Annotated in this window: 22 protein-coding genes; 5 read left to right on the top strand and 17 right to left on the bottom strand. The window is 71.7% G+C overall.

The genetic code is table 11. The annotated features are described in order from the left end of the window. The 12 genes from AB0B68_RS10950 to AB0B68_RS10895 all read right to left on the bottom strand — a co-directional run bounded on the left by AB0B68_RS10950 (position 1) and on the right by AB0B68_RS10895 (position 9,555). A complete protein-coding gene (locus tag AB0B68_RS10950) occupies positions 1-783 on the bottom strand; it encodes an alpha/beta fold hydrolase (protein ID WP_357194121.1) in 783 nt (260 codons plus the stop codon). Further along, positions 780-1,592 (bottom strand): beta-ketoacyl synthase N-terminal-like domain-containing protein, encoded by an 813-nt coding sequence (locus AB0B68_RS10945; RefSeq protein WP_357194124.1) that lies wholly within the window; start codon positions 1,590-1,592, stop codon positions 780-782. Before AB0B68_RS10945 ends, AB0B68_RS10950 begins: the two co-directional genes overlap by 4 nt. Next, on the bottom strand, positions 1,589-2,701 hold the full coding sequence (locus AB0B68_RS10940; RefSeq protein WP_355008684.1) for a beta-ketoacyl synthase N-terminal-like domain-containing protein: 1,113 nt from the start codon (positions 2,699-2,701) through the stop codon (positions 1,589-1,591). The genes AB0B68_RS10945 and AB0B68_RS10940 overlap by 4 nt, the downstream gene beginning before the upstream one ends. Further along, entirely contained in the window at positions 2,679-3,761 is a 1,083-nt protein-coding gene (locus tag AB0B68_RS10935) for a beta-ketoacyl synthase N-terminal-like domain-containing protein (protein WP_357259339.1), read from the bottom strand. Before AB0B68_RS10935 ends, AB0B68_RS10940 begins: the two co-directional genes overlap by 23 nt. Then, positions 3,758-4,963 (bottom strand): beta-ketoacyl-[acyl-carrier-protein] synthase family protein, encoded by a 1,206-nt coding sequence (locus AB0B68_RS10930; protein ID WP_357259336.1) that lies wholly within the window; start codon positions 4,961-4,963, stop codon positions 3,758-3,760. The genes AB0B68_RS10935 and AB0B68_RS10930 overlap by 4 nt, the downstream gene beginning before the upstream one ends. Before the next feature lie 3 nt (positions 4,964-4,966). Further along, on the bottom strand, positions 4,967-5,221 hold the full coding sequence (locus tag AB0B68_RS10925; RefSeq protein ID WP_355008681.1) for an acyl carrier protein: 255 nt from the start codon (positions 5,219-5,221) through the stop codon (positions 4,967-4,969). Continuing rightward, positions 5,218-5,742: a beta-hydroxyacyl-ACP dehydratase gene (locus tag AB0B68_RS10920; protein ID WP_357194134.1), complete on the bottom strand. Its 525-nt coding sequence runs from the start codon at positions 5,740-5,742 to the stop codon at positions 5,218-5,220. The genes AB0B68_RS10925 and AB0B68_RS10920 overlap by 4 nt, the downstream gene beginning before the upstream one ends. After that, complete coding sequence (locus tag AB0B68_RS10915) at positions 5,735-6,130, bottom strand: hypothetical protein (protein WP_357194137.1); 396 nt, start codon at positions 6,128-6,130, stop codon at positions 5,735-5,737. Before AB0B68_RS10915 ends, AB0B68_RS10920 begins: the two co-directional genes overlap by 8 nt. Continuing rightward, complete coding sequence (fabG, locus tag AB0B68_RS10910; RefSeq protein ID WP_357259333.1) at positions 6,127-6,867, bottom strand: 3-oxoacyl-[acyl-carrier-protein] reductase; 741 nt, start codon at positions 6,865-6,867, stop codon at positions 6,127-6,129. The genes AB0B68_RS10915 and fabG overlap by 4 nt, the downstream gene beginning before the upstream one ends. Positions 6,868-6,984: 117 nt before the next feature. Next, a complete protein-coding gene (locus AB0B68_RS10905) occupies positions 6,985-8,175 on the bottom strand; it encodes a CoA transferase (RefSeq protein ID WP_357259330.1) in 1,191 nt (396 codons plus the stop codon). Between the two features lies 1 nt (position 8,176). After that, positions 8,177-9,331: a steroid 3-ketoacyl-CoA thiolase gene (locus AB0B68_RS10900; protein ID WP_357259589.1), complete on the bottom strand. Its 1,155-nt coding sequence runs from the start codon at positions 9,329-9,331 to the stop codon at positions 8,177-8,179. A 26-nt stretch (positions 9,332-9,357) separates the two neighbouring features. Beyond that, positions 9,358-9,555, bottom strand: coding sequence for a ferredoxin (locus AB0B68_RS10895; protein ID WP_355008676.1), 198 nt, complete (start codon positions 9,553-9,555; stop codon positions 9,358-9,360). 164 nt (positions 9,556-9,719) lie between these two features. On the opposite strand from AB0B68_RS10895, the gene AB0B68_RS10890 reads away from it, so the two are divergent. The 3 genes from AB0B68_RS10890 to AB0B68_RS10880 are packed head-to-tail and all read left to right on the top strand — an operon-like array spanning position 9,720 to position 13,012. Continuing rightward, positions 9,720-10,871: an acyl-CoA dehydrogenase family protein gene (locus tag AB0B68_RS10890; RefSeq protein ID WP_357259327.1), complete on the top strand. Its 1,152-nt coding sequence runs from the start codon at positions 9,720-9,722 to the stop codon at positions 10,869-10,871. An 11-nt stretch (positions 10,872-10,882) separates the two neighbouring features. Next, the gene (locus tag AB0B68_RS10885; protein WP_357259324.1) at positions 10,883-11,887 is read left to right on the top strand and encodes an acyl-CoA dehydrogenase family protein; all 1,005 of its coding nucleotides are present in this window, start codon (positions 10,883-10,885) and stop codon (positions 11,885-11,887) included. A 36-nt stretch (positions 11,888-11,923) separates the two neighbouring features. Then, positions 11,924-13,012: an LLM class flavin-dependent oxidoreductase gene (locus AB0B68_RS10880; RefSeq protein ID WP_355008673.1), complete on the top strand. Its 1,089-nt coding sequence runs from the start codon at positions 11,924-11,926 to the stop codon at positions 13,010-13,012. 61 nt (positions 13,013-13,073) lie between these two features. Here AB0B68_RS10880 and AB0B68_RS10875 read toward each other — a convergent pair whose 3' ends face one another. Genes AB0B68_RS10875 through AB0B68_RS10860 form a run of 4 tightly spaced genes read right to left on the bottom strand, consistent with a single transcriptional unit; the run spans position 13,074 to position 17,363 of the window. Beyond that, positions 13,074-14,456: an FAD-dependent monooxygenase gene (locus AB0B68_RS10875; protein ID WP_357259321.1), complete on the bottom strand. Its 1,383-nt coding sequence runs from the start codon at positions 14,454-14,456 to the stop codon at positions 13,074-13,076. A 25-nt stretch (positions 14,457-14,481) separates the two neighbouring features. Further along, positions 14,482-14,892: an SgcJ/EcaC family oxidoreductase gene (locus AB0B68_RS10870; RefSeq protein ID WP_355008671.1), complete on the bottom strand. Its 411-nt coding sequence runs from the start codon at positions 14,890-14,892 to the stop codon at positions 14,482-14,484. 22 nt (positions 14,893-14,914) lie between these two features. Further along, positions 14,915-16,096, bottom strand: a complete 1,182-nt coding sequence (locus AB0B68_RS10865) for an acyl-CoA dehydrogenase family protein (RefSeq protein ID WP_357194311.1) — start codon at positions 16,094-16,096, stop codon at positions 14,915-14,917. 31 nt (positions 16,097-16,127) lie between these two features. Beyond that, positions 16,128-17,363, bottom strand: a complete 1,236-nt coding sequence (locus tag AB0B68_RS10860) for a cytochrome P450 (protein WP_357194157.1) — start codon at positions 17,361-17,363, stop codon at positions 16,128-16,130. A 304-nt stretch (positions 17,364-17,667) separates the two neighbouring features. Between AB0B68_RS10860 and AB0B68_RS10855 the strand changes: the two genes are divergently transcribed. Beyond that, complete coding sequence (locus tag AB0B68_RS10855) at positions 17,668-18,066, top strand: cupin domain-containing protein (protein WP_357194159.1); 399 nt, start codon at positions 17,668-17,670, stop codon at positions 18,064-18,066. Positions 18,067-18,133: 67 nt separating this feature from the next. Here the strand turns inward: AB0B68_RS10855 and AB0B68_RS10850 are convergent, their stop codons facing one another. Further along, positions 18,134-18,313 carry a GNAT family N-acetyltransferase gene (locus tag AB0B68_RS10850; protein ID WP_357259317.1) on the bottom strand — a complete coding sequence of 60 codons (180 nt, stop codon included), beginning with the start codon at positions 18,311-18,313 and terminating at the stop codon, positions 18,134-18,136. Between the two features lie 553 nt (positions 18,314-18,866). Between AB0B68_RS10850 and AB0B68_RS10845 the strand changes: the two genes are divergently transcribed. Next, the gene (locus tag AB0B68_RS10845) at positions 18,867-21,602 is read left to right on the top strand and encodes an immunoglobulin-like domain-containing protein (RefSeq protein WP_357259314.1); all 2,736 of its coding nucleotides are present in this window, start codon (positions 18,867-18,869) and stop codon (positions 21,600-21,602) included. Positions 21,603-21,707: the final 105 nt, after the last annotated feature.

Genomic DNA, 21,707 nt, shown 5'->3' with positions numbered 1-21,707 from the left:
TCATCCCGCCGTTCCCATCGTCGCCCGGGCCAGCCGGGCCAGGTCGGCGACCCGGTCGGCGATCCCTTGGGCGTGCCGTACATGGCAGAAGTGGTCGTAGTCGTCGCGCAGGTGCAGGAGGCCGCCCGGCATGCCGGCGGCGAGCACCTCCGCCGCCTTCGGGGTCAGCGTGGGATCCGCGCCGCCGGCGAGCACCGCGACCGGCCTGCCCACCGCCTCGAGTGACAGATCGGCGGTCGCCAGGTACTGCTCGAAAACGGTGAGGAACCCGGCCGGGCCCACCCGCTCGATCGCCAGGTCCGTCATCGCCGCCAACAGCCCGGCGTCGATGCGGGCCGCCCGGCTGCCCATCCGGGCGCGCAGGCCGTCGTGGATGTGCTGCACGAACGTCTCCCGGGAACGGTCGAACAGTGCCCAGGTGACCGGCCCTCCGGGAGGTCGGTACAGGGGGCAGATCAGCGCGACGGTCCGCCCGGCGAGGGGTTCGTCGGCGCAGAGCAGCTGGAGTGCCGCGTTACCGCCGAACGAGTGCGCCACCAGCACGTCCGGGGTCCGGGGCAACGCGGCCAGGCCCGAGCGCAGCCAGTCAGCGGGCGACCGGTGCCGCCACCGGTAGTCGTTGCCGGCTCGCCACGGGAGGTCCAGGGCGACCAGGCGCCGGCGCGGGCCGAGCCACTCGGCGAGAGGTCGCCAGCTCTGCCAGGTGTCCTCCAGCCCGTGCGCGAACGCCACGAGCGGGGCGCCCGGATCACCCTCGTTGAGCACGTGCACGGGGACGGTCACGACGCACCGCCGAGAACGGCGAACGGTGTGTCGCCGGGATCGCCCACGGCCAGTGCGCCGTGTCCCTCGTCGGCCACCAGGTGCGCGGCCAGGGCGAGGGCGACGATGTCGCGTGCGCCGTAGGAGTCACCCCAGTCGTCAACCGGGCCCGACGGCAACGGCTCGGCCGCGGGCAGGGGCTGTCGCGAGTGGACGGCGAGGGGACCCGGGCGCGCGGTGAGCACGACGCAGGCGGCACCCGCGCGCAACGGCGGGGCACCGGCGTGCAGCGCCGACGCGATCTCGTCGGCCGGCTCCACGCCGACCAGGACCACCCGGTCGGCACGGCCCGCCGCCAGCAGCAGCGCGGCGGTGCGCAGGCCGGCCCGCCCGGACCGGGCGCCGGAGCAGATCATCAGATTCGGGCCGCCGAAGCCGAACCACAGCGCCACCGCGCTGGACACCACGTTGCTGGACACGCCCGGCGCGTCGAGCACACTGACCGCGCGCCCGCCCTCCTCGGTGACCGTCCGGGCCACCCGGGCCACGGTCTCGACGTTGCCCAGATTGCTGCACGCCACCACCGCGGTTGCGGGCAGCGGCGTCGGCAGCGGGTGACGGCCCGGGGTCAACCCCAGCGCCCGGTGCACGGCGCAGAGCGCGAGCCGCGTCGCGGGGTCCTTGGAGAGCAGGCCCTTGCGACCCAGCAGCGTGGCCGCCCGGTCGGCGGTGGCGGCCTCCGCGCGCGCCCACTCCCCCACTCCTGCGGCGCTCAGGTCGGCACCGGGCAGGTGGAGGCTCCAACCGGTCGCGTAGATGGCGGTGGTCACGACGCCTCCAGCAGGGAGACCGCGTTGACGCCGCCGAACCCGAAGGCGTTCACCTGCACCAGCCGGGGCCGCGACCCGACGAAGTCGCCCACGACGAACCGCAGTCCGGCACCCTCGTCCAGGACCGTACGCAGGCCGGCCACCGGCGGCACCAGCCCGGTCTCCAGGCAGCGGATCGCCACGTCGACGTTGACGAGCGCCGCGGCACCGGAGGTGTGCCCCACCGCGCCCTTGACCGCGGTGATCAACGGCGAGCCGCCCGCGGCGTCGACCACGGCCCGCAGTGCCCGGCACTCGGCCGGATCGTTGAGCGCGGTGCCGGTGCCGTGCGCGATCACCAGATCGGTCTCCGACGGCTCCCGCCCCGCCCGGGCGTACGCGTCGCGCATGGCGCGGCAGATGCCGTCCACGTCGGGCGCGGTCTCGTGCCGGGCATCGCAGGACAGGCCGGTGCCGGCGACCCGCGCGAGCGCCGGTCGGGAGACGTCCGCCGGTTCCACGACCAGCGCCGCCGCACCGTCGCCGAGCAGCACACCGGTGCGGTCCCGGTCGAACGGGCGGACCCGCGTGGTGGGCGGATCGCTCACCCGCCCAATCATCGCCAGCATGGAGCGTGTCATGGTGTCGGCGGCGGCGACCACGACGGCGTCGGCGTCGCCCAGGGCCAGCATGTCCTCGGCCAGTGCGAGGACGTGCCCACCCGCGCTGCACGCGTTGGACACCGTGATGACGTCGGTGACGCCCGGCAGCACGCGGCGCACCGCCTCGGCGAAGTGCAGCTTCGAGCGCGGCGGACGGACCCCGCTGAGGGCGAACTCCTCGACCGCGCCGAGTTCCCGCAGCCCGGTACCCACCAGGGCGGTGACCCGGCGACGGCCGGCGTCCAGCCCGGACGCGGCCACCGCCTCGGCCACGCACGCCGACAACATCCGGGCGGCGCCGAACGGTGCCGCGCCGGCGGCGTGGTAGCCGTGCGAGACGTTCAGAAGCGCCCGGCCGGGGTGCCGCAACGGTGCCGCGCCGCAGGCGCCGCTGAGCAGCGCCGCGAACGTCCGCTGGCCGTCGCCCAGGCAGGTACGGACGGCGCTACCGGTCACCAGTGCCGGCATCGGCGCACCTCCTCACGACAGCTACGGCCACCGCGCCGTCGGCGTTGCGGGCGGTCAGCAGGGCCGGACCGGCCGGCTCCGGGTCGGCCAGCCAGACCGCGAGCGCGGCGGCGGACGAGGCCGCGTCGCACTCCCCCAGCAGCCTCTTCGCCGCTACCCGGCGAGGTCGGTGGCGGAGCAGCCCGGCGACCGCGAGGTACTCGTCCTGACCCGCCTCGTCCGCCTCGCCGGTGAGGACCGCGGTGACGTCGGAGGGTGCGACGCCGGCCCGGTCCAGGGCGCGCCGGGCGCAGGCCAGGAGTGCGCGCGCCCCGGTGCCGCCCGGACCGAACCCGGTGGCGGTGACGAGGTCGGCGACCGGCGCGGCGCCGACCCAGGCCGGTGGCTGGGGCGCGGACAGGACGAACACGGCGGCCGCCTCGCCGAGCGGCACCTCGGCCGTCGTACCGGTGAGGTGGGCGGCCCACGCCCGGTGTGCGGAGAACTCCTCGACGGCACCGGCGAGCATCACGTCGGCGTATCCGCCGGCGAGCACCATCTCGGCGTACCGGACGGCGTTGAGGAATCCGAGCGCGCCACCCGCGACGGTGGCGTTGACACCGCGCAGGCCGTGCCGGATGGCGACCTGGCCGGCCGCGCCGTTCATCACGGTGTTCGGGAACAGCATCGGGTTCACCAGGTACGGCTTCTCCTGCACCAGCGTCTCGCGACTGAAGTCGCTGGTGGACCGGAAACTGCCGATCGTCGTGCCGAGCACCACACCGACGCGACCGCGGTCGGCGTCGGCGGACAGTTCGGCCGCGCCGAGAGCGTCCTCGCAACAGACCACCGCCAGCCCGGTGGCCCGGTCGTACGTGCTGGTCCCCTTGCGGCCGAGCCGGGCCCGGATGTCGAAGCCCGGCACGACGTGTCCGCGCGGCGACGGAAGCGACTCGGTGAACAGGCCACCGGTGCCGGGGGCGACCGGGGCGTCGGGGCGCGGCAGCGACGCGGTGGCCGCGGACGTGGCCGTGCCGGCCGAGGTGAGCGCGGACCAGCCGAACACGCTCACGCCGGTCATGCCACCGCTCCCAGCATCACGATGGCGTTGTTGCCGCCGAAGGCGAACCCGTCGTTCTGCACCACGCGAACTGTGGCGTCGCGGGCCACGTTCGGCACGGGGTCGAGACCCGGCAGCCCCTCGTCGGGGTGCTCCCAGTTCACTGTGGGCGGCAGGAAACCCCTGTCGATCGCCAGCACCCCGGCGATGGCGCCGAACCCGCTCGCCGCGCCCATCGTGTGTCCGATCATCGACTTGATCGAGCTCACCGGCGGCGGCTCGGGCCCGAAGACCTCCAGGATCGCCGCGCCCTCCACCAGGTCGTTGGCGGGTGTGCCGGTGCCGTGCGCGCAGATGTAGTCGACGTCCTCGGGTTTCACCCCGGCGTTGCGGTGCGCCAGCCGGATGCAGTCCGCGATGCTGGGTGTGTGCGGTGCCACCGGATGGTGCGCGTCGCAGTTGCGCCCGTACCCCAGCAGCTCGGCATAGATCCGCGCGCCGCGGGCGCGGGCGTGCTCGAACGTCTCCAGCATCAGCACGGCCCCGCCCTCGCCGGTGAGGATGCCGGAGCGGTCCCGGTCGAACGGCGCGCACGCGTGCTCGGTGAGCGCGCCCAGCCTGAAGAAGCCGGCGTGCGCCCACCGGCACACCGCGTCGGCACCGCCGGCGAACACCACGTCGGCCTCACCGGCGACGAGCAGGTCGTAGCCGTACCCGATCGCGTAGTTGCTGGCGGAGCAGGCCGTGGCCAGGGTGAGCGACTCACCGGCGAGGCCGAGTTCCTCGCTCACCGCGTGCGCGAGCCGGTTCGCCGGTAGCTGCGCCAGCAGGGTCGGGTCCTGGCCGGCGAACCCGTCGGCGAGGATCTGGGCGGTCAGCGCCTCCAGCACCTGCGACTCGCCGCTGGTGGTGCCGATCACCGCGTGCGCGCGTCCGGCGTCGATCCGGTCCGGGTCGAGACCGCCGTCGGCGGCCGCGAGCCGCGCCGCGGTGGCCGCGAACAGGCTGGACCGGCCCCACCGGGACGGGTCCAGCCTGGACAGGTGCTCACCGGGCCGGAACCCGTGCACCTCACCTGCCTTCACGAACGGAAACCCGGAGGTGTCGAAGCTGGTGATCCGGGATATGCCGGATCGCCCGGAGCGCAGCGAGTCGGCGAACGCCGACACGCCGACCCCGATGCTCGATACCGGACCGAGCCCGGTCACCGCGACGCGGACCACGGCTCAGTCCCGGCCGGTGGCGTGCCGGGTCAGGGCGGCGTGCACGGCCTTCAGGTTGCGCAGTTCGGGAAGCTCCGCCTGCGGAATCTCCACCTTGAACTGCTTGTCGATACGGGCCAGGATCTCGATGGCACGCAGCGAGTCCGCCTCGTACTCGTCCATGAAGTCGCCGGTGTCGGTGAGCTCCTCCGGCTCGACCTCCAGCACCTCCGCGACGATCTCGCGAAGCTCCTCCAGCTGCTGTTCCTTGATCGTCATCGCTGTCCTTCCGTGCTGACCGAAACCATTGGATGAGGGTGGGCAACGCCGGACGGCGGGACCGCCGGCCGGGCGACGGGGCGGCGGGTGGCGATGAGGGTGCCCACGGTGGCCACCCGGCGATCGCCGATCCAGGTCTCGCCGTGGGCGAACGCGGTGTCGGCGACCACGGAGTCGAGGTGGACCTCGTGCCGGAGGACGTCACCGGGGTATGCCGAGCCGGCGAAGTGCCAGTCCCGGGCGCCGGCGAACATCAGCACGCCGTCGTCGTCCGGCGGTCGGCTGCCCCCCAGCCAGAGCAGGGCGGCGCTCTGGCCGAACGACTCGATCAACAGCGACCGCGGGTACGCGAACCGCCACGGCTCGGCGCTCTCCGGCAGGTCGGCGTAGCAGGGCTCGGTCGCGCTGACCAGCTTGACCGTCCGGATGAAGCGTCCCGGCTCCAGCGCGAGCACCCGGTCCACCAGGAGCATCGGATGACGTTGCGGGAGCACCGCCCGGATCTCGTTGTGCTCACCCATCGCCGACTCCGGCGGCGGCGAAGAGGGCGCGCAGCTTGGCCGTGGTGGTGCCGTCGGCGCGGTACGCCACCGCGCGCACGTCCCAACCACCGGGCGACTCCTCGGCCCGCACCGTGAGCGTGAGCGTGTCACCGTCGAGCAGCGGCGCGAGAAACCGCACCGAGCGCAGCTCGACCAGCTCGGGCGGGCGGTCCCCGGCGGCTCCGGCCATCGCCCGGCACAGCGCCTCCACGACGAAGACCCCGGGAAACACCGCCAGGTCGGGAAAGTGGCCCCGCAGGTACGGATCGTCGCCGCGCACGGGAACACGCACGGCGAAGGCCGCCCCGGAGGAGTCCAGGCGCACCAGGTCGGCGTCACACAACGGGGATGCCACCGCCCGGGTCACAGCGTGATCCCCCCGTCCACCTGGAACACCTGGCCGGTGACGTAGGAGGCGCGCTCGCTGAGCAGGAAGGCGACCATTTCGGCGACCTCGTCGGCCCGGCCGAACCGGCGTACGGGAATCTGGCCCAGCGCCTGCTCGCGGAGCCGGTCCGGGAGCGCGTCGGTCATTTCGGTCTCGATGAAGCCGGGCGCCACCACGTTGACCCGTACGCCGTGCCGGGCCACCTCCTTGGCCAGCGACTTGCTGAACCCGATGATGCCGGCCTTGCTCGCGGCGTAGGCCGTCTGGCCGACGTTGCCGTAGACCCCGGCCACTGACGACATGTTGACGATGGCACCGCTGCGCTGCTTCATGAAGCGGAACGCCATGGCCCGGCAGACGTTGCGGGTTCCGGTGAGGTTGGTGGCCAGCACGGCGTCCCAGTCGTCAGCGGGGGCCAGCACCAGGGGCGCGTCGCGGGTGATGCCGGCGTTGTTGACGACGAGGTCGAACGTGCCGAGATGGTCTTCGGCGGCGCGCACGAAGTCCTCGACGGCGGCGGGGTCCGCCACGTCGCAGCGCGCGAAGTAGCACGGCACGCCGAGCACCCGGACGTCCTCCTCGGTACGCCGGGCGGCGTCGTCGCCGGTGTGGTGACAGCCGGCGACGGCGTACCCCTCGCGGGCCAGTCGCAAGGCCACCGCCCGGCCGATGCCGCGCGACGCCCCGGTGATCAGAGCCCGGTGCTGTTCGGCCATTTCGCCTCCGTCGTCATTTGCGCGCGAACCATTAACAGCCGCATTGATGAATTGGCCTTAAATGGTGGAGATCGCTACTCGCCTACTTTATCGGCCGACCGGCCGGGGTCCCTTCTCTCACGTTGCGACATCGCTTTTCAGCTCGTTGCGGATCTCCGCCGAGTCGGCGCCGGGCGCCGGTGCGGACCGGCGGATCCGGGTCGGGGTACGCGAGAATTTCACCGCCGGGCCGACGAGCGGCGCTGTGGTTCCGTCGCTCAGCACGGTGTCCTGGAGCATCCCGCGGGCCCGTACGTGCGGGTCGGCGACCGACTCGCTCAGCGTCCGGACCGGAGCGGCCACCAGCCCGGCGCCGGTCAGCACGTCGACCGCCTCGGTGACCGGGCGTCCCGCGCACCAGCCGGCCACGACGAGGTTGACCGCGTCGCGGTTGGCGATCCGCTGGTCGCCGGCCCGGAACCCGTCGGCGTCAGCCAGTTCGGGGCGGCCGATCGTGCGGGCCAGTACCCGCCAGTGCTTGTTCAGCGCGACGACGAGGTAGAGATGCCCGTCGGCGCACGCGTAGACGTTCGACGGCACCGCGAACGGGGTCTCGTTGCCGTGCCTGCCGGGTGGGGCCCCGGCGGCGGCGAGGGTCGGCAGGCCGCTGCTACCGAACAGCAGAGCGTCCAGCATGGACACGTCGACGTGCTGACCCTCGCCGAACCGGTCCCGATGGGCGAGCGCGGCAAGAGCCCCGATCGCGGCGTGCAGCCCGGCCAGCTCGTCGGCGATGAAGGTGGGCGCGCGCACCGGATCGCCGTCGACCGGCCCGTTGAGCGCCATCCAGCCGCCGGCCGCCTGCACCACCGGGTCGTACGCGGGTCGGTCCCGGCCGGGACCGTACTGGCCCCACCCGGAGACGGACACGAACACCACGTCCGGGCGGACGGCACGGCAGTCGGCGTATCCGGCGCCCCACCTGGCGAGCGTGCCCGGTCGGTAGTTCTCGACCACCACGTCGGCCACCTCGACCAGCCGCAGGAACTCGGCGCGACCCTCGGGCGTACGCAGGTCGAGGCCGAGGCTGCGCTTGTTGCGGTGCACCGTCTGGCGGAACCAGGACAGCGAGGTGCCCGGGATCACCGGGGGCACCTCGCCGTCGCGGCCGTGTGCCAGTTCCACCCGGATCACGTCCGCGCCGAGGTCGGCCAGGACGCAGGTGGCCAGCGGCCCGGACCACACCTTCGTCACGTCGAGCACGCGGACGCCGTGCAGCGGCCCGGACAGGTCGGTCCGCGCTTCGGCGTAGAAGTCCTCGGCCCGCATGTCAGAGCCGCTGCAGCAGTGAGGCGGTGCCGAGGGAGCCCCCGCAGCACATGGTGATCAGCGCCGATTCCCGGCCGGAGCGCTCCAGTTCGTGCAGTGCGGTCACCAGCAGCCGGGTGCCAGTGGAACCGAGCGGGTGGCCGAGGGCTATCGCGCCGCCGTTCGGGTTGACGCGTTCCGGGTCCGCACCGTACGCCGCCTGCCAGGTGAGCACGACGCCGGCGAACGCCTCGTTGACCTCGTACAGGTCGATGTCGTTGATCTTGCGCCCGGCCCGGGCGAGCAGCCGACCGGTGGCGGCGACCGGACCATCCAGCAGGTAGTACGGGTCAGCGCCGGTGACCACCTGGTGGCTGATCCGCGCCCGCGGGCGCAGGCCGGCGGCGCGGGCCCGCCCCTGGGACATCCACAACACCGCCGAGGCGCCGTCGGAGATCTGCGACGTGGTCCCGGCGGTGTGCACCCCTCCCTCGATGGTCGGCGCCAGCGCGGCCAGCCCTGCGGCGGTCGTCGGGCGCAGCCCTTCGTCGCGCTCGACCAGACGGAACGCACCGGTGGGGCTGCCGTCGCCGTTGAGCACGGGCGCGCGCACCGGCGTCACCTCCGCGGTGAACCGGCCATCGGCCCAGGCCGCGGCGGCCCGCCGCTGGGACGCCAACCCGTACGCGTCGGCGTCGGCGCGGGTGATGCCCTCGCGCCGGGCGATCCGCTCCGCGCCACCGAACTGCGCCTGGGGCGGGTCGTCCCACGGATAGTCGGCTGTCTTGTAGTGCCCGGGGCCCTGGTAGAGGTTTGTGCCGACCGGCACCCGGCTCATCGACTCGACGCCGCAGGCGATGCCGACGTCGATCTCCCCGGCCGCGATCAGCGCGGCCACCAGGTGATTGGCCTGGTGGGCCGACCCGCAGGAAACGTCCACAGTGGTGCAGCCGACAGCCGGGTCGTGCCCGGTGCTGAGCCAGGCGTTGCGGGTGACGTTGAGGCTCTGCTCGCCGGACTGCGTGACGCACCCGCCGATGATCTGTTCCACGTCGGACGGGTCGGTGCCGGTCTCGTCCAACACCGCCAGCAGCACGTGCCGCAGCAGTTCCACCGCCTTGAGACCGGCCAGCGCGCCACCCCGCCGCCCGATCGGCGTACGGGTGGCCGCGACCATGACCGGCAGCCGCTCACCGGACGCGATCACGCGTCGGTCCGCAGCGTGATGGCGAGCTTGGGGCAGCCCCGGGCCGCGATCTCCGTCGCCGGCCACAGAGCGGGCGCCGGGTGCTCCGCGCGGACCCGGAGCACGTCGTCCTCGCCCAACTCGAACACCTCCGGGGCGGCGTCGGCGCACAGGCCGTTGCCGTCACACTGGTCGAAATCGACGATGACGTGCACGAGTGCCTCCCCGGGTCCGTATCCGACGCCATCGTCGCTGCCCGGCCCGTACTGGCGCATCTTCAAAATTGCCGCTTCGAATTTCCGGAGCCCGTTCTTCTCGCACGTTGCGGAATGCGCCGACAAATAGCGACGCCAACCATCGTGGGCATTAGCGTGCCTCTATGCGGCTGGACGACAGCGACGAAGAAGGCGAATTCCGGGCCGAGCTGCGCGCCTGGTTGCGTGCGCATGTGCCGGCCCCCTCCGCGGGTCCGCCACAGCCGTGGCCGGAGCCGGAGATGCGGCAGTGGAGCGCCACCCTCGGCAAGGCCGGGTACGCCGGTCTGACGTGGCCGCGGGAGCACGGCGGGCGGGGCCTGCCACCGCTGTACCAGGCGATCCACGCCGAGGAGAGCACGCTGGCCGGCGCCCCGGACCACCTCAACGTCATCGGCCTGCACATGGTCGGTCCCACGCTGATCCGGTACGGCACCGCGGCCCAGAAGGCCGTCAACCTCCCGGGGATCCTGTCCGGCGACATCATCTTCTGCCAGGGTTTCTCGGAACCGGAGGCTGGCTCGGACCTGGCCTCGGTGCGCACCCGGGCGGAGCGGACCGCGCACGGGTGGACGGTCACCGGCGAGAAGGTGTGGTCGTCGTACGCCCATCTCGCCGACCGCTGTCTCCTGCTGGCCCGCACCGAACCCGACGCCCCCAAGCATCGCGGCCTGACCTGTTTCCTGCTCGACATGCGCGCCCCCGGCGTCGAGGTGCGCCCGCTGCGCCAGATCTCCGGTGACACCGACTTCAGCGAGATCGTGCTGACCGGCGTGGAACTGCCCGAGGACAGCGTGGTGGGTGCGCGCGGCGAAGGCTGGAAGGTCGCGCTCACGACGCTCTCGCACGAACGCGGCACCTTCGGCATCACGCTCACCGCTCGCCTGGCGGTGCAACTGGACCGGCTGACCCGTACCGCGCACGCCGTCGGTGCCACCGCCGACCAGGCCGTGCGCCGGGAGATCGCCGATCTGCACGTGCGGCTTCAGGGGTTGCGCTTCACCGGTTACCGCGCGCTCGCGCAGCTCGAACGGGGCGGGGAGCCCGGCCCGGAGAGCTCGGTGCTCAAGCTGCGCTGGTCGCAGACCCACCAGCAGATGTGCCGGCTGGGACTGCGGTTGGTGCAGGGCGACACCGTCGGACACGCCGGGCAGTGGGCGGCGTACTGGCGGCGGGCGCAGCTGCGCAGCCGCGCGAACACCGTCGAGGGCGGCACCTCCGAGATCCTGCGCGGGATCGTCGCCGAACGTGTTCTCGGCCTGCCTCGGCACCGTTAGGAGAGCGCATCATGGACTTCGCCACCACCACCGAACAGCGGGACCTGGCCGACGCGGCCCGACGCCACCTGAGCGAGCGTTTCCCACCGTCCCGGCTCGCCGCGACAGCGGATCACGGCCTCCTCGATCCGGAGGACTGGGCCGCGCTGGACCGACAGGGCTGGCTGGACGCGGACCTCGGACCGGTGGATCTCGCCCTGCTCGCCGAGGAGAGCGGGCGGGCGCTGCTCCCCCAACCCTGGGTCGGCACGGCCGGAACGGCTCTGCCGGTGTACCAGTCGGCGGGGCTGCCGCTACCCGGACCGGCCGCGCTGGTCGATTCCTCGGACACATGCGCCGCGCACGATACGCCGGACTGGCGGATCAGCGGAAGCGCACCCGGCGTGGTCGACGCGCACCTGGCCACGGAACTGGTGGTGGCCGCCACTACCCGCCAGGGGGTGGCGCTGTTCGGCGTCGCGCCCTCGGAGGTCTCCATCGCCGAGCGGGACGACATCGATCCACTGCGCCGGTACGCCACCGTCCGGTTGCTGCACGCGCCCGCCCGACTGCTCGCCGACCCCAGCCGCACCGCCGAGCTGCTGCCCGCGCTGCGGTTACGAAGCGCCATGCTGCTGGCCTGCGAGGCGGTGGGTGTCGCGGACGGCGCACTGGCCGAAGCCGTGCGGTACGCCGGAACCCGGACTCAGTTCGGCCAGCCGATCGGGTCGTTCCAGGCGGTGGCACACCAGCTGGCCGAGGCGTACGCGGAGATCGAGACCGCACGGTCGCTGGCCTACCGGGCGGCGGTGACGCTGAACGGCGACGGCGCCGCCGAGGCGGTGGCCTGTGCCGCCGTGGCTGGTCCGCGCGCGGCCGTGCTGGCCTGCGAGGTGGCCCTGCAGGTCTGCGGTGGCATCGCCATGACCTGGGAGTTCGGCCTGCACTTGCGCTACCGGCGGGCGCTGTGGCTGGACGCCCACCGGGTCACCTCCGTGCCACCGCACGACGTGCTCGCGGCCCTGCTGCTGAGCTGACCGCCGGCGCTCACCGCCGAATCGAGAGGACGACACATGTCGTTGCAGCTGCACTGGTTCCTGCCCACGCACGGGGACGGACGCGAGGTGGCCCAGCCCTCCTCCGGCCCGCCACCGCCCGGCGCGCGCCGCGACGTCGACCCGGACTACCTGCGTCAGGTCGCCCTCGCGGCGGACCGATTCGGGTTCACCGGAATGCTCGTGCCGTTCGGCATGTTCTGCGAGGACCCGTGGCTGGTGTCGGCCGCGCTCGCCGCGGACACCCGGCGGATCCGCTTCATGGTGGCGATGCGCCCCGGGCTCATCTCGCCGGTGCTGGCCGCGCAGTCGGCGGCGACCCTTCAACGTCTCTCCGGCGGCCGCCTCCAGCTCAACGTGGTCACCGGCGGCGACGCCGACGAGCAGCGGCGCTACGGCGACTGGTTGTCGCACGACGAACGGTACGCCCGCACCGGCGAGTTCCTCGACGTGTTCCGCCGAGCCTGGACCGGTGAGCGTTTCGACCACACCGGCACGCACTACCGCATCCGCGCGGGCCTGCTCACCAGGCCGTACCCGGTCGCTCCGGAGATCTTCGTCGGCGGCTCCTCCGACGCGGCCCGGGAGGTGGCCGCCGCGCACGCCGACGTGCTGCTGGCCTGGGGCGAGCCACCGGCGGCCATGGCGGAGGCGATGGGCCGGGCCCGCGAACTCGCCGACGCGCACGGACGCACGCTGAGCTTCGGCACCCGCTTCCACGTCATCGCCCGGGACACCTCCGCGCAGGCCTGGCAGGTGGCGCGGCAACTGGTCGACGGCATGGACCCGGCGCGGATCCGGCAGGCGCAGCAGCGCTTCCGATCCACCGAGTCGCAGGGGCAGCAGCGAATGGCGGCGCTGCACGGTGGGCGTACCGACGACCTGGAGGTCTACCCGAACGTCTGGGCCGGGTACGGCCTGGTCCGTCCCGGCGTGGGCACCGCGCTGGTGGGCAGCCACGAGGACGTGGCGGACCGGATCGAGGAATACCACCGGCTCGGCCTGGACCACCTGATCCTGTCGGCGCAGCCGCACCTCGAAGAGGCCTACGTCGTCGGGGAGGGCGTGCTCCCGCTGCTGCGCAAGCGCGGCGTGCTCGCCGGCTGACGCCGGGCCCGGACCCGTCGGTGCCCCGGCCCGAAAGGGCCGGGGCACCGAATTTCTTGGATCACACCTCCGAGGCGGTGCCGACGGCGTCGGGCTGCCACGCCGGCACCTCCGGTGCCGGACGGCGGCTGCGGGTCAGCACCCGGAACATCATCGCGGGTCGCATCAGGGCCTGTGGCGGCTCGACGAGCCCCGCCACCCGCATGAAGGTCCGCGTCACCTGCGGGTCGCGGGTCGCGGCCGCCTGCATCTTGGCCATGTACGCGTTCGCCATCCGCACCTTGAACGGTCGGGGGCCCCGCACCTGCGGGAAGCTCAGGTCACCACCCGCCGAGATCTCCCAGGGCACGTCGGTGACCGCGGACACGGCCTGTTGGAAGTCGGTCGGCCGGGGTGCCGTGCCGCCGGCCAGGTGGTCGCGCAGGGTCAGCGCCTCCAACGCCGCCACTGTCATGCCCTGGCCGTAGACCGGGTTGAAGCTGCACGCCGCGTCGCCGAGGACCAGGAAGCCGTCCGGCAGCCGGGACAACCGCTCGTAGTGGCGACGGACGCTGGCCGGGTACCGCAGGGACACGGGCTCGTCCAGCGGCTCGGCGTCCTGGATGGCCTGGTAGATGTCCGGAACCGGCAGCGACTTGACGAACTCCAGGAATCCGGCCGGGTCGGCCGGCGCGCTGTCGCCGAGCACCCCGGTCAGAGAGACGATGCACCGGCCGCCGTCGATACGGGACAGGAAGGCGCCACGGGGGTGCGACGGCGTCGACACCGGGTTGATCGACAGGTCGCCCTTCAGAACGTCGTCCGAGGCCAGCCGATAGAGGCGCGTCGTATAGGTCAGGTCGATCCGGATCCGGTCCTCGTCCGGCCGGCTGTACCCCAGTTCCTCCAGCCAGACCGGGGTGCGCGACCCGCGACCGGTGGCGTCGACCACCAGGTCCGCGGTGATCGTCTCCTCGGCCGCGCCGTCGCGCCCCTGCACCCGCGCCCCGGTGACCCGCCGACGGTCCGGGGTGGTGGTCAGCCCGACGATGTCGCGCTCTTCGGCGAAGCGTACGGCCGGAAGCTCGGCCACCCGTTGGCGCACCAGCTGCTCCAGCACGGGACGGGCGGCCGACACGCAGGTCAGCCCGGTACTGGCCGGCGCCAGCGGGCGTCCGTTGAAGAACCACCGCAGCTCGCCCAGGTCGCCGGTCGGCACCCCGGCGGCCACCGCTTCCGCTGTGAAACCGGGAAACAGCTCGTCGAGGATCTGCTGGCCCCGGGCGAGCAGACCGTGCACGTGCCGGCCCTGTGACACGCCACGTCGGGCCGTGGAGACGCCGGTGAGCCGGTCGCGGTCGACGATGACCACCTCGGCGTACGCGTCGGCCAGCACCCGCGCCGCGAGCAGGCCCGCCATGCTGCCGCCGAGAACGACGGCACGCTCTCCCACCTGTGCGCTCACGGCTGCCCCTTCCTGGCCTGGTTGCTCACGACTCGCCGCGCGGGCTGTTCTGGTAAGCCGCCAGCAACCACTCACCGTCGCGCTCGACGAGGATCCAGGACGCCCGGATGGCCCGGGCCGGCGACACGTCCTCGGCGCCGGGCTCCAGGACACCGCCCTCGGTCGTCAGCACCGCGACGCCGGGCGCGATGAGGCGGGCGTCGACCGGCGTGCCGGTGACCCGGGTGCCCTTGAGCTGGCCCTGGAACGCCTGCTCCATGTATCCGCGAATCTTGTCCCGGCCACGGCAGAAGACCCCGGGCAGGATCATGGTCGCGTCCTCGGTGAACGTGCGGGCGAACGCGTCGGCGTCGTGCTCCGCCCACGCGGTGACGATGTGCCGCGGTACCGCGGCCACGGCGGCCTGAGCCTCGGCGTTGAAGGTGCTCGTGGTCATTCTGGTGTCCTTTCTCGGCGGCTCAGAGATAGAGGGTGTCGGGTTCGAGGCCGCACAGGATCCGGCCGTACAGCTCGGTGTTGGTGTCCGGGTTCATCAGCGCGTGCAGGTTGACCGCCTGCACATCGCGGGCGATGCGCTGCATGGGCACGTCGTCGTAGAGCGAGGAGCCGCCGCTGGCGCCGGCGAGAATGCCGACCGCCTCCCTCGCCAGGCGGCACGCGGCTCCCAGGTCGGCCCGGGCACGGGCGCGCTCCGCCAGGCTCCACGGCTGGCCGCCGGCCGACTTGTCGTCGACCTGCGCGGTGAGGCGGTGTACGTGGAACTCGGCCTCGTCGGTCTTCAGCTCCGCCTCGGCCACCTGGCGATGGGTCAGCGGCGCCTCGGCCTGCTTCTCGTACCCCGTGTAGGTGATCTTGCGCTCGGGCAGCCGCTCGAGGAACGTCTCACCGGCCGCGCGGGCCAGGCCCAGCACGGTGCCCACCGACGACGCGGAGGCGACCGGCAGCAGCGGCGCCCGGTACATGGCGGGCGCGCCGGCCGCGTCCGGTCCGGTCCGGCCCTGGAGCGCCACCGGCAGCGGCAGGAACCGCTCCGCCGGCACGAACAGGTCCTGGGCGACAGTGCTGACGCTGCCCGTGCCGCGCAGGCCGGACGTGTGCCAGTCGTCGACGATCTGCAACTCGGACGTCGGCACCAGCGCCATCACCGGCATCGGCGGACCCTCGCCGCCGACCAGCACCGCGATGATCTCCTGCCAGTGGCTGTGCAAAGCGCCGCTGATGAAGCCCCACTTGCCGTTGACGACGATGCCGCCATCGGCCGGGACCGCCATGGCGGACGGGCTCAGGGTGCCGCAGATCCGCACGTTCGGCGTGGAGAAGACCTCCTCCTGCACCGCCTCGGGGAACAGGCCGGCCATCCACGTCGGAATCCAGTAGACCGAGGCGGTCCACGCGGTGGCACCGTCGGCCCGGCCGAGCGCGGTCGCGACGTCGGCGAGCGTGCGGGTGTCGGCCTCGTAGCCGCCGAACCGCTTTGGCACCCGCAGCTTGAAGACCCCGGCGTCGGCCAGGGCCTCGATCGTTTCGTCGGGCAGTCGGCGGTCCCGCTCGGCCTGTACGCCGTTCTTGCGCAGCAGCGGGGCGAGGTCCGTGACGCGCGCGACGATCTCCTCGCGCCTGGGTGTGTCGGTGGTGGTCAGCACGGCGGCTCCCTGAGGTCGTCGGTGGATGTCAGGCGGCGGGCACGGGGGCGGTCAGCCGGACCGGCAGCGTCCGGTGGCCGTTCATGATGAAGGTGGGCAACGGCTGCAGGTCGGCGACCGGCACCGCCAGCGCGATGTCGGGAAAGCGCTCGAACAGCGAAGAGAGGCCGGTGGTCGCGACCGCCCGGGCCACCCCGGCGCCGAGGCAGTAGTGCGGTCCGTGGCCGAAGGAGAGGTGTTCCTTGTCGGCGCGCTTCAGGTCGAAGCGGTCGGAGTCGTCGCCGTGCAGGGCGGGGTCGCGACCCACGGCGCTGTAGTTGATCAGGATGGGATCGCCCTGCGGGATCGTCACGCCGTCCAGCTCGATGTCCTCGACGGCGTACCGCAGCGGCAGGTGCGCCAGCGGGGACTCGACCCGCAGCGTCTCGTCGATGACGTCGTTCCAGGTGGCCTCGCCGGACAGCACGAGATCCCGCTGCTCCGGGTTGCTGAGCAGGGCCGTGATGGCGTTGTCGAAGAAGTTGATGGTGGTCTCGGAGCCGGCGCCGAGGATGGCGAAGATGGTGTCCGTCAACTCCTCCTCGCTGAGCCGGGAACCGTCCTCGTCACGCGCGGCGATGAGGTCGCTGGTGATGTCCTCACCCGGGTTCTCCCGCTTGGTGGCGATGAGATCGGCCATCGCGCCGCGCCACCCGGCCAGCACGGCCTGCGCCTGCTCCGGGGTGACGGTGGTGTCGACCATCATGTCGATCACCTTCGCCGTCTTGGCGCGAGCCTCCTCGGACATGCCGATGAGGTCGGCGACCAGGCGGGCCGGCAACGGGTACGCGAACCGCTCACGCAGGTCCACCACCTCACCGGGGGCGGCGGCGGCCAGACCGTCGAGAAGCTCCTCAGTGATCTTGGCAATCCACGGCCGGATGGCCTCCGTACGCCGTGGGGTGAACGCCTTGCCGACCAGCTTGCGCAGCCGCACATGGTCCTTGCCGTACGCGGTGACCATGTTGTCCATCGCGATCCAGCTGATCATTTCCCAGTCCGGCGGGATCTCGCCGTTGATGAACGCCGGCCAGTGGTTGCGGGCGCTCTTCGTCACCCGCGGATCGGTGAGCAGTTGCTTGATCACCGCATAGCTGTTGATCGACCACGCCACCACGCCGCCGGGCAGAACCACCTGAGTAGCGGCGCCCTGCGAACGCAGCTTCGCGGCCTCACCGTGGATATCTTTTCCGGTGGTGTCCAGAGAAAACGGGCAACTGTCCATGGATGACTCCCAGTTTCGGCGGAGTGTTTCGGCCACGCGCCGGTCCGCCCGGCGAAGCCGATGTGCCCGTTCCGTGGGGCGCAGCGGATCGACCGGTGGCGTGGCACGAGCGTGTCATCAGCCGATCCGGCGGTGCATCTCTCGGTGTGCGCACTCGGCGGCGGCCTGCGAGAACGCCCATGTCAGGTTCGGCGAGGCCAGGCAGATCACCCGCGCCGGGCTGAAGGACGATCGTGACGTCGGTCCGCTCAGCCGGGGTCGGCGCAGAGGTGGGAGGTCAATGCGGGCCACTACAGTGGCCATCATGTCCGTACGTCCGCCTCTTGCCGAACAGTTCGATCTGCGCCCGCACCCCGAAGGCGGCTGGTTCAGGGAAACGTATCGGTCCGCTGTCACGTTCGAGCCCGATGGCTACCCGGGCAGCCGTGCCGCCGCGACGGCGATCCTCTTTCTGCTCGAGCCGGGTGACTCGTCGGCCTGGCACACCGTGCGGTCGGACGAGATCTGGTTCTGGCACTCGGGCGGGCCGTTGGCGCTGACAGTCGGTAGGGACAGTCGGCCGACGATCCTGAGTGCCGAGTGCCCGCAGATCCTGGTTCCGGCGGGCGAGTGGCAGTCCGCGAAACCGGAGGGCGACGAGCACGTCCTCGTCAGTTGTGTGGTGAGTCCGGGCTTCGATTTCGCCGACTTCACCATGCCGTGAGCACGCCCCCGGGCCTCCGCTCAGCGGGCCGGGAGGGCAGCGCGGGGGCACCGCCACGCCCCTCCGTTCAGTCGCTGACCCTGCTGCGGGACTGGTAGACCAGATCCTGGTACTCGGGATGCCGGTCGATCCATCCCGCGATGAACGGGCAGGTGGCCAGGACGAGCAGATGCGCGGCACGGGCTTCGTCCAGGGCCGTGCGGGCCAGTGCCGACCCGACCTCGGGAGCGTCCGTCACTTCCACCATCTCGTGTCCTCCATACGGCACGCCGGAATCGACCTTGTCCGCGTACTCGTGAACGTCACAGTTGTCGGTCCTCACCTAACAGGGCCACGGTGCCACCGCAGGGGGTCGTCCTCCAGCACGGAGCGGTCCCAGTGCCCGAGGTCGGCAGCGGCCTCGTAGGTGGTGCGGAGGAACTCGGCCCCGGCCGAGCGGTCGGGGGCCCATCAGACGCGGACCTGCGTGGGCTCGGGCCGCAACGCATCGCGTTGACCCGGCAGCACCCCGTAGTTAGCGTTAACAAGCCCGTCCAGTTTGGAGACAAACGTAACCGGCCCAGGAGGATCAATTGAGACTGCGACAGCCAAGACCACGTCTCGGGCGGAGTCGGAAGGGCAGAGGTGTCGCGGTCCTGGCACTGGGTGCGCTTCTTTCGGTCTCGATCGCGGCAACGCCCTCGTACGCTGCCGAGGAGCAGCTCACCCAAGGCCTGGTGCACCACTTCGCCCTCGATGAGACCAGTGGGACGACCTTGGTCAACTCGGGTAGCGCGGGTGCGGCAGCGAACGCCACGCTCGTGAATCCCGAGAAGGCGACCCTGACCGGCGTAGGAGTCAGGTTCAACCCCGACTCCTACGAAAGCGCCCTCGACGGCGCATACGTGGCGCTGCCGAACGACATCACCGCCGGCATGTCCAACCTCACCGTGGACTACGACGTGTGGGTCGACCCGGCGAACGTCGGCGAACACCAGATGTGGGGTTTCGGCCGTAAGTCCGGCTCGTGTGACGCCGACACCGGCGCCGAGGGCTCCATCTTCGCGTCGAACACCCAGCGGTTCCGCGTCGCGGTGGGTCCGACGAACCTCCAACAGAACCGGGTCCGCATGCTCGAAAAAGCGTGGACCCACGTCACCTACACCCAGTCACTGAACTCGGACGGGACGAGCTGGACCGGCAGGGTCTACCTCGACGGTGTGCTGCACGCGACGTCGACGAATCTGACGACGGCGCCGTCGGTGAACGCGGCGGGGACCAACTGCAACTTCCTCGGTCGCTCGCAGACATCGGGCCACTACTCGTTCCGCGGAACGATCCGGGACTTCCGCGTGTACGACCGGGCCGTGAGCCTCGACGAGACACTCCTCCTGGCAGAGAAGACGGTCTCCGACGGCGTTCGCGCCGACGCCGCGGCCATCGACCTCGGCCGCACCAGCGCGGTCGTACGCGACCTCGTTCTGCCCAAGGTCGGCTCCGTGGCGGGCTCGGCCATCACCTGGACGAGTTCGGACCCGTCCGTCGTCGAGGTCAACACCCCGCCGGCCGTCGCCAGCGCACGCAAGGTCGCGGTGACGGGCAGGATCACCCGGCCCGCACAGGGACAGGCCGACGCAACAGCCACGCTCACGGCGACTGTCCGCAAGGGCGCACAGGAGGTCACCACGCGGGAGATCCCCGTGGTGGTGAAGGCCGAGTTCGACGATGCGCAGGCTGTCGACCGTGACGCCTTCGATCTGACAGTTGACGGCGCCGACGGCGTACGCGGAAACCTCGACCTCGCCGCCGAGGGCGAGTTCGGATCCACTATCACCTGGAGGTCGACCACCGGTCTCGTCACCCCGACGGGCGTGGTCAGCCGCCCGGCCTTCGGCCGTGCGGACGTTGCCGCCACCCTGACGGCGACGATCACCAAGGGTAAGGCCTCGCAGAAGAAGTCGTTCCCGGTGACCATCACCGCCATGCCGCGTTCGGAGGAGTACGAGCGGTACTTCATGGGGTACTTCAAGGGAGAGGGGATCGCCGACGGCGAGCAGATCATGTTCGCCACTTCCAACGGAAACACCGCTCTGGACTGGACCGGTCTGACCGGAGGGCGGCCGTCACTCATCTCCCAGCTGGGCGACCAGGGGCTTCGTGATCCGCACATCGTCCGCTCCCCCGACGGCGACACGTTCTACATGATCGCCACCGACCTGAACTGGTACGACCAGGGCGGGTACGCCATCAACGACACTCAGTACATCGAGGTGTTCGAGTCGCACGATCTGGTGAACTGGACCCCTCAGCGACACGTGAAGGTGGCGCCCGACAACGCGGGCAACGCCTTCGCACCAGAATCGCTGTGGGTCGAAGAGCTCGGCGCCTACGTCGTTTTCTGGGCCCAGTCGCTGTGGAACGACCCCGTGAACCGCACCGGTCAGGGGAACGCGCAGATGTGGTACGCCACGACGCGGGACTTCAAGACGTTCTCCTCTCCCCAGGTCTGGCAAGATCCGGCCCCGCTGTCGCGGATCGACACGACCGCGATCCGCGTCGGTGACCAGTACTACCGGGTGACCAAGAACGAGGCCGGCAACCAGGGCTCGGACATCTTCTCGGAGAAGCACACCGACTTCCTGGACAGCAACATCGCCAACTGGACGTTGGTCGCGCCAGCTCTGGGGCGCACGACGTGGGTCGCCAACCAGGGGTACGAGGGACCGGTCATTTTCAAGGCCAACCCCGGCGACACCGCCTGCCCCGGCCAGTTCTACCTCTGGGGTGACCGGTACACGAACGGTGGTGGGTACCAGGCCGCGTGTCACGAGAACATCGAGGCTCCGACGTGGAACGCCAAGGCGATCACGATGGCCAACGCAGGTGTCGTCCGTCCCCGGCACGGCACCGTGATCCCGCTGACCGTCCGCGAGTGGAACGACATCCGCGGAATCCCGAACAGCGACGTCACCACCACCACCGAGGTGGCTGTCGAGCCGTACGCGAGCGGAGCCCAGACGACCACTGCCACCGTGACGGTAACGGCAGCTGACGGGTTCGAGACCGGCGGTCAGGTACGGATCAGCATCGGCTCGTGGTCGAAGCTCGCCCACCTGAGCGACGGTGCGGCGACCGTCACGCTGCCGACGGGTCTGCCCGCGGGTGCCCGGACGGTCAAGGCCGAGTACCTCGGCTTCGACTATCTGAAGGCGTCGGAAGGTACGGCGTCGTTCGAGGTGCCCTCCGGCCCGGCCGCCGTCAAGGTCAAGGCGAAGGCCACGCCGGCGTCGGTTGTCCGCGGGGACACGTTCAGACTGAACGTGACTGTCGGGCCGGCCGGCGGACCGAAGCAGCACGCTCCGACCCCGACCGGCGAGGTCACCGTCACCTTCGGCGGCGCCGTGCACGTCGTGCCGCTGGCGCACGGCAAGGCCGTCGTCGAACTGCAGACCGCCGACCTGCGGCCAGGGGCCTACCAGGTCCACGTCGCCTACTCGGGCAACCCGACCTATCAGCCCTACGCCGCCGACTACCAGAAGTTGACGGTACGGAAGTAGTAGGCACCCCGACGAGATGTCCTGGATCCCGCTCGTCCTCGGCGCGGTGTTCGGTGGCACCGCACAGATCCTGCTCTGGGCGGCGGCGCTCATCATCGACATGGG

This window comes from Micromonospora sp. NPDC049049, from assembly GCF_040649115.1.
Lineage (GTDB): Bacteria > Actinomycetota > Actinomycetes > Mycobacteriales > Micromonosporaceae > Micromonospora.
This window is presented reverse-complemented; position numbering and strand designations above follow the sequence as displayed.